The organism is Streptomyces sp. (assembly GCF_036566765.1).
In the GTDB taxonomy this organism is placed as follows: domain Bacteria; phylum Actinomycetota; class Actinomycetes; order Streptomycetales; family Streptomycetaceae; genus Streptomyces.
The window spans coordinates 21394-28314 of sequence record NZ_DATCVQ010000642.1 but is presented as its reverse complement, the minus strand read 5'-3'; the positions used below and the strand labels follow the sequence as shown (position 1 = coordinate 28314).

The window sequence follows — 6921 nt, the reverse complement described above, 5'->3', positions numbered from 1 at the left end:
CGGCCCATGGCAAGCCGCCCGCCGCCGCCGGGGCGCGGGCCGGTGAACAGGGCGCGGCCGGCGCCATCGCCGCGTACGTCGAGAGGGTCCGCAAGAGCCAGGCCGCCCGCGTCGCCGCGGCGAAGAAGTGGGGCCTGGCGCAGACCCCGCTGCCCGCGCCGCCGCCGCCCGCCGTCAAGCCGAAGATCACCACCCGTAAGGGCTTCGAGACCGACGGGGAGGGGCTGCCGCCGGTCTTCACCACCGTGCCGACCAAGCAGAAGGTCGTCTTCCTGACGATCGACGACGGCGCGGAGAAGGACCCCGAGTTGCTGCGCATGATGTCCGAGCTGCAGATCCCGTACAGCGCCTTCCTGAGCGACTACCTCGTCAAGTCGGACTACCCCTACTTCAAGAAGATGCAGGACTCCGGGGTCGCGCTGCACAACCACACCATGAACCACCGCTACATGCCCGGCCTCTCCTACGCCAAGCAGAAGCACGAGATCTGCGACCAGCAGGCCAACATCGAGAAGCGGTACGGAAAGCGGCCGCCGCTCTTCCGCCCGCCGTACGGCAACTACAACGAGGACACCCTGCGCGCCGCCCAGTCCTGCGGCGTCAAGGCTGTGCCCCTGTGGGCCGCCGAGGCGTTCCCGGACCGGATGGAGTGGCGCGAGTGGGACCGCGATCTGCACCCCGGCGACATCGTGCTCACGCATTTCCGCGGCAAGCGCGACTGGAAGGGCACGATGCCGGACATGATCCGGCGGGTGATGAAGACGATCACGGAGAAGGGCTACGCGGTCGCGAAGCTGGAGGACTACGTATGAGCCCGGCGCGCTCGGCCCCGGCGCCCCGCTGGCTGCTCGCCGGACTGCTGGCCGTCGGCGCGCTGTCCGTCGCGCCGGGGTGCGCCGCCTCCGGGGACGCGGTGGACCCGATCGAACGGCTGGGCAGAAAGGCGGTACGCAAGGTTGCGCCGCTCTCGGCAGGAGCTCCCACGGCACGCCGCGCTGTCGTGAATTGGCACTCCGCTTGACCGAGTGCTAATCGCAGTCATAGTCTCGGCTCTGGCACTCCCCACGTGAGAGTGCCAACACAGCGACGGGCAGGTCCGGCACCCGCGACGACGGATCCACCTGGTCGCCACCTCAGACAGTTAACCCCGTGAGATCTCCGAAGGGGGAGGTCGGATCGTGACGACCACCAGCTCCAAGGTTGCCATCAAGCCGCTCGAGGACCGCATCGTGGTCCAGCCGCTCGACGCCGAGCAGACCACCGCCTCTGGCCTGGTCATCCCGGACACGGCCAAGGAGAAGCCCCAGGAGGGCGTCGTCCTGGCCGTGGGCCCGGGCCGCTTCGAGAACGGCGAGCGCCTGCCGCTCGACGTCAAGACCGGCGACATCGTGCTGTACAGCAAGTACGGCGGCACCGAGGTGAAGTACAACGGCGAGGAGTACCTCGTCCTCTCGGCTCGCGACGTGCTCGCGATCGTCGAGAAGTAATTCACCGAAGCCAGATGCTTTGAGCTGCGCCCCTGACCCCGCACCGGGCGTCCAGGGGCGCGGTTCGTTTCACACGAGTCACCACATTCGAGAGGGCTGAATCGCTGCCATGGCGAAGATCCTGAAGTTCGACGAGGACGCCCGTCGCGCCCTTGAGCGCGGCGTCAACAAGCTTGCCGACACGGTCAAGGTGACGATCGGCCCCAAGGGCCGCAACGTCGTCATCGACAAGAAGTTCGGCGCCCCCACCATCACCAACGACGGTGTCACGATCGCCCGCGAGGTCGAGCTCGACGACCCGTACGAGAACCTCGGCGCGCAGCTGGTGAAGGAGGTGGCGACCAAGACCAACGACATCGCGGGTGACGGCACCACCACCGCCACCGTGCTCGCCCAGGCCCTGGTCCGCGAGGGTCTGCGCAACGTCGCCGCCGGCGCCTCCCCGGCCGCCCTGAAGAAGGGCATCGACGCCGCGGTCAAGGCCGTCTCCGACGAGCTGCTCGCGACCGCCCGTCCGATCGAGGACAAGTCCGACATCGCCGCCGTCGCCGCGCTCTCCGCGCAGGACCAGCAGGTCGGCGAGCTCATCGCCGAGGCGATGGACAAGGTCGGCAAGGACGGTGTCATCACCGTCGAGGAGTCCAACACCTTCGGTCTGGAGCTGGACTTCACCGAGGGCATGGCCTTCGACAAGGGCTACCTGTCCCCGTACATGGTGACCGACCAGGAGCGTATGGAGGCCGTCCTCGACGACCCGTACATCCTGATCCACCAGGGCAAGATCTCCTCGATCCAGGACATGCTCCCGCTGCTCGAGAAGATCATCCAGGCCGGTGGCTCCAAGCCGCTCCTGATCATCGCCGAGGACGTCGAGGGCGAGGCCCTGTCGACCCTGGTCGTGAACAAGATCCGCGGCACCTTCAACGCGGTGGCCGTCAAGGCCCCCGGCTTCGGCGACCGCCGCAAGGCGATGCTCGGCGACATGGCCACCCTCACCGGTGCCACCGTCATCGCCGAGGAGGTCGGCCTCAAGCTCGACCAGGCCGGTCTGGACGTGCTGGGCTCCGCCCGCCGCGTGACCGTGACCAAGGACGACACGACCATCGTCGACGGCGGCGGCGACAGCTCCGACGTCCAGGGCCGCGTCAACCAGATCAAGGCCGAGATCGAGTCCACGGACTCCGACTGGGACCGCGAGAAGCTCCAGGAGCGCCTCGCGAAGCTGGCCGGCGGCGTGTGCGTGATCCAGGTCGGCGCCGCCACCGAGGTGGAGCTCAAGGAGAAGAAGCACCGTCTGGAGGACGCCATCTCCGCGACCCGCGCCGCGGTCGAGGAGGGCATCGTCTCCGGTGGCGGTTCCGCTCTGGTCCACGCCGTCAAGGTCCTCGAGGGCAACCTCGGCCTGTCCGGCGACGAGGCCACGGGTGTCGCGGTCGTCCGCCGCGCCGCCGTCGAGCCGCTGCGCTGGATCGCCGAGAACGCCGGCCTCGAGGGCTACGTCATCACCTCGAAGGTGGCGGAGCTGGAGAAGGGCAACGGCTTCAACGCCGCGACCGGCGAGTACGGCGACCTGGTCAAGGCCGGCGTCATCGACCCGGTGAAGGTCACGCGCTCCGCGCTGGAGAACGCCGCCTCGATCGCCTCCCTGCTTCTCACGACCGAGACCCTGGTCGTCGAGAAGAAGGAAGAGGAGCCGGCGGACGCGGGCCACGGCCACGGTCACGGCCACTCCCACTGAGTGCCGTAGCCAGTAGCTGAACGCAGAGGCCTCCGTTCCCTTCAGGGGAACGGGGGCCTCTGCGCGTACGTACTACGCCTCCACCGCGCCGAGCTGGCCCATCAGGCCGAGCAGGTCGTACTGCCACCAGCCCTCCACCAGCTTGCCGTCGTCGCGGCAGCGGTGGACGGTCGTGCCGGTCATGCTGACCTGCATGCCGGTGGGCTGGATGCCCATGAAGTCGCCGGTGTGCGTGCCGTTCCAGGTCCAGCGGGTGCACACCCGGTCGCCCTCGGCGATCTGGTCGTCGAGGGCGAACGTGAAGTCGAAGCCGCCGCGCCACATCTCCACCTCGCGCCGGACGGCGTCCATCCCGACGACGTCCTGCGGGTTGGTCGGGTCGTGGTCGTGGTACCCCTCGGCCAGGACCTCGTCGAGCAGCGCCGTGTCCTCGTCGCTCCCGAGCATCTCGAAGAGCCGGCGGGCGTTGGCCTTGTACAGCGCCTCGTCCCGGACCACGTCCAGGTCCGTGAAGGTGGGCATCTCGTCACAGAGCGCGACCATCTCGCGGAAGATCCGGTCGGTCTCGGGGAGCTGCGAGTTCCGCATGGCCACGTCGTACGAGGGGAACTCGACGATCTCCACGACGTGAGAGGCGTCCGAGCGGTCCTTGCCGACCATGCTGTGGGTGGCGGTGCGCTTCCCCTTGGTCTGTTCGACCCACTGGTCCATGAGCCGGTTCAGGTCGTCGACCCGGCTGGTCTTGCAGTCGATTATCTGTACGAAAGTCATGGCGGCGCCTCCCGAACCGGTGGGAACTGTTCTATTTTAGGCCGATTAGGGCTGTTTACGCCGACCTGGTCAGGTCCGCGGGCCGCACCGCCTCCGCGAAGGGCTCGCCGCGCCCGTACCGGGCCACCTCGTCCAGCGCCTGGTCCGCCATCCGATGCAGCTCGTTGCCCAGGGAGCCGGCCACGTGCGGGGTGAGCAGCACGTTGGGGAGCTCGTACAGCGGGGAGCCGGGCGCCGGGACCTCGGGGTCGGTGACGTCGAGGACCGCGTGCAGGCGGCCGGAGGTCAGGTGGCGGAGCAGGGCCTCCTCGTCGACCAGGGAGCCGCGTGCGGTGTTGATCAGCGTGCCGCCGTCCGGCATCAGCGCGAGCTGGCGCGGGCCGATCATCCGCTGGGTGGCGGGCAGTTGGGGCGCGTGGACGGAGACGATCGAGCTGCGGGCGCACAGGGCGTCGAGGTCGGTGGGTTCGACGCCGAGGGCCGCCGCCTCGTCGGGGGCGACGTACGGGTCGTACAGCAGGACCTCGAAGTCGAAGGGGCGCAGCAGCTCGATCACCCGGCGGCCGATCCGGGAGGCGCCGACCAGGCCGACCGTACGGCGGTGGTTGCCCCAGTCCGCGGACTCGGCCAGCCAGTCGTGCGGGGCACGGACCTGCGCGTACCGCTGTGCCGCGTGCAGCGCCCGCTTCCCGGCGAGCAGGATCGCGGCGAGCGTGTACTCGGCGACGGGCAGGGCGTTGGCCGCGGCCGCCGAGGTGACGGCGAGCCCGCGCTGCCAACAGGCCTCGGTGACATGGTGCTTGACGGAGCCGGCCGCGTGCACGACGGCCTTCAGGCGAGGTGCGCGATCCAGGACCTCGGTGGTGAGCGGGGTCGCCCCCCAGCAGGTGAGCAGGATCTCGGCCTCGGCGAGCGCGGCGGCGACCTGCGGGCCGGGGGCGGCCAGGTCGTGGGCGACGAGGTGCGGGTCGGTGCGGGCGAGGGCGGAGAGGCGGGCACGCCGGTCGTCGGTGAGCAGGCGTTCGGCGACGCCGGGGGCCATGGCGAGCAGGAGGGTCGGTCGAGTGTCGGCCGGTGGGTTGTCATCGGCCGGTCGGTTGTCGGCCGGTGGGTTGTCAGTGGTGTGGTGCATCGTGGGACGGAAGCTCCTCACTTGACGCTGCCGGCGGTGAGGCCGGCCTTCCAGTGGCGCTGCAGGGCGACGAAGGCGACGACGAGGGGGACGACGGCGAGCAGGGATCCGGTGACGACGAGGGGGTAGAAGTCGGGTTCGGCGTGGGCGTTGCTGTTCCACGCGTACAGGCCGAGGCTCAGCGGGAAGAGCTTCTGGTCCGAGAGCATCACCAGGGGGAGGAAGAAGTTGTTCCAGATGGCGGTGAACTGGAAGAGGAAGATCGTCACGAACCCCGGCATGACCATGCGCAGACCGATCGACCAGAAGGTGCGCAGCTCGCCGGCCCCGTCGATCCGTGCGGCCTCCAGAGCCTCGTCGGGGATGTAGCCGGCGCAGAACACGCGGGCGAGGTACACGCCGAACGGGTTGACGAGGACAGGGATCAGTACGGCCCAGGGGGTGTTGACGACGCCGACCTCGCTGGCGAGCAGGTACATCGGCAGGGCGAGCGCGGTGCTGGGCACGAGCACCCCGAGCAGCACGACGCCGAACAGCTTCTCCTTGCCCCGGAAGTCGTAGGCGTGGAAGGCGTAGCCGGCGGCGACGCTGATCAGCGCGCAGCCGACGGCGCCGGCGCCCGCGTACAGCAGGCTGTTGAGGTACCAGCGGAAGTAGACGCCGTCGCCCTGTTCGGCGAGGCGGGACAGGTTCCCGGCGAGGTCGAAGCCCTCGAAGGAGAAGGCGTCGCCGGCGAGCAGGCCGCCCGCGTCCTTGGTGGCGGCGGTGACCAGCCAGGCCAGGGGGAAGAGCATGTAGCCGACGGCGAGGAGGAGGGCGCCGTTGACGGCGGTCTTGGACAGCCAGGGGTTGGGGGTGCGGTTGCCGCGGCGGCTCATGCGGTGCGCTCCTTCCGGCTGCCCTTGCGGCGGGCCTTCCGGCTTCCGGTCAGGCGGGTGACGCCGAAGGAGAGCAGCGCGGCGGTGAGGGCGAGGAGCACGGACGCGGCGGCGGCCAGCCCGTAGTCGTTGCGGTCGAAGGCCGCGGTGTACGCGTACATGTTGGGCGTCCAGGCAGAGGTGACGGCGGAGCCGGTGCCCTTGTTGAGGATCAGCGGTTCGGTGAACAGCTGCAGCGAGCCGATGACGGTGAACAGCCCGACCATGACGAGGGAGGCGCGGATCAGCGGGATCTTGATGCCGAAGGCGATCCGCCAGGCCCCGGCCCCGTCGACCGTGGCCGCCTCCAGGACGGGGCGGTCGATGGCCTGGAGCGCCGCGTAGAAGATGACCATGTTGTAGCCGAGCCACTCCCACAGCGCGATGTTGACCACGGAGGGGAGGGCGCCCTCGGGGGAGAAGAAGTCGAAGCCGATCCCGCCGGCCTCCATCGCCTGTACGACCGGGCTGAGTTGCGGGGTGTACAGGTACACCCAGATCAGCGCGGCGATGATGCCGGGGACGGCGTGCGGCAGGAAGAGCGCGAGCTGGAAGAAGCGGCGGGCGCGGGCGAGCGCGGAGTCGAGCAGCAGGGCGAGGCCGAGGGCCCCGGCGAGCAGCAGCGGAATGTAGAGCAGGCAGTATCCGAGCAGCACGCCGAAGCCCTCGCGGAAGGCCCGGTCACCCAGCGCCGCGGTGTAGTTGTCGAGTCCGCTGAAGACGGACTCGGTGCCGCCGAAGCCCAGTCCGGACTGCTTCTCGGTGAAGAGGCTGAGCCAGACCGCGTAGCCGATCGGGATCGCCGTCACCGCGATGAACAGGACGAAGAAGGGGGTCAGCAGGCAGGCTGCGGCGCGGGTGCGGGCCTTCACCGGG

8 protein-coding genes are annotated in these 6921 nt (G+C 69.6%); 4 read left to right on the top strand and 4 right to left on the bottom strand.

Going from position 1 to position 6921, the window contains the following annotated elements; all coding sequences use genetic code 11:
• The 4 genes from VIU94_RS37415 to groL form a co-directional block, all read left to right on the top strand.
• Window positions 1-812 (top strand): polysaccharide deacetylase family protein (locus VIU94_RS37415; RefSeq protein ID WP_331918815.1); only part of this gene is annotated, 812 nt, incomplete at its 5' end.
• Window positions 809-1021 carry a hypothetical protein gene (locus tag VIU94_RS37410; RefSeq protein WP_331918813.1) on the top strand — a complete coding sequence of 71 codons (213 nt, stop codon included), beginning with the start codon at window positions 809-811 and terminating at the stop codon, window positions 1019-1021. The genes VIU94_RS37415 and VIU94_RS37410, both read left to right, overlap by 4 nt.
• Before the next feature lie 157 nt (window positions 1022-1178).
• Window positions 1179-1487: a co-chaperone GroES gene (gene groES / locus VIU94_RS37405; RefSeq protein WP_017239619.1), complete on the top strand. Its 309-nt coding sequence runs from the start codon at window positions 1179-1181 to the stop codon at window positions 1485-1487.
• A gap of 109 nt (window positions 1488-1596) precedes the next feature.
• Window positions 1597-3225 carry a chaperonin GroEL gene (groL, locus tag VIU94_RS37400; RefSeq protein ID WP_331918811.1) on the top strand — a complete coding sequence of 543 codons (1629 nt, stop codon included), beginning with the start codon at window positions 1597-1599 and terminating at the stop codon, window positions 3223-3225.
• Between the two features lie 72 nt (window positions 3226-3297).
• On the opposite strand, the gene VIU94_RS37395 is transcribed toward groL, so the two are convergent.
• From VIU94_RS37395 to VIU94_RS37380, 4 genes are read right to left on the bottom strand one after another with little or no spacing between them, the layout of a single operon-like run.
• Window positions 3298-3996 carry an ester cyclase gene (locus VIU94_RS37395; RefSeq protein ID WP_331918809.1) on the bottom strand — a complete coding sequence of 233 codons (699 nt, stop codon included), beginning with the start codon at window positions 3994-3996 and terminating at the stop codon, window positions 3298-3300.
• A 55-nt stretch (window positions 3997-4051) separates the two neighbouring features.
• A complete protein-coding gene (locus tag VIU94_RS37390; RefSeq protein WP_414721075.1) occupies window positions 4052-5128 on the bottom strand; it encodes a hydroxyacid dehydrogenase in 1077 nt (358 codons plus the stop codon).
• A 17-nt stretch (window positions 5129-5145) separates the two neighbouring features.
• Window positions 5146-6006 carry a carbohydrate ABC transporter permease gene (locus tag VIU94_RS37385; RefSeq protein ID WP_331918807.1) on the bottom strand — a complete coding sequence of 287 codons (861 nt, stop codon included), beginning with the start codon at window positions 6004-6006 and terminating at the stop codon, window positions 5146-5148.
• Window positions 6003-6917: a carbohydrate ABC transporter permease gene (locus tag VIU94_RS37380; protein WP_331918805.1), complete on the bottom strand. Its 915-nt coding sequence runs from the start codon at window positions 6915-6917 to the stop codon at window positions 6003-6005. Before VIU94_RS37380 ends, VIU94_RS37385 begins: the two co-directional genes overlap by 4 nt.
• Window positions 6918-6921: the final 4 nt, after the last annotated feature.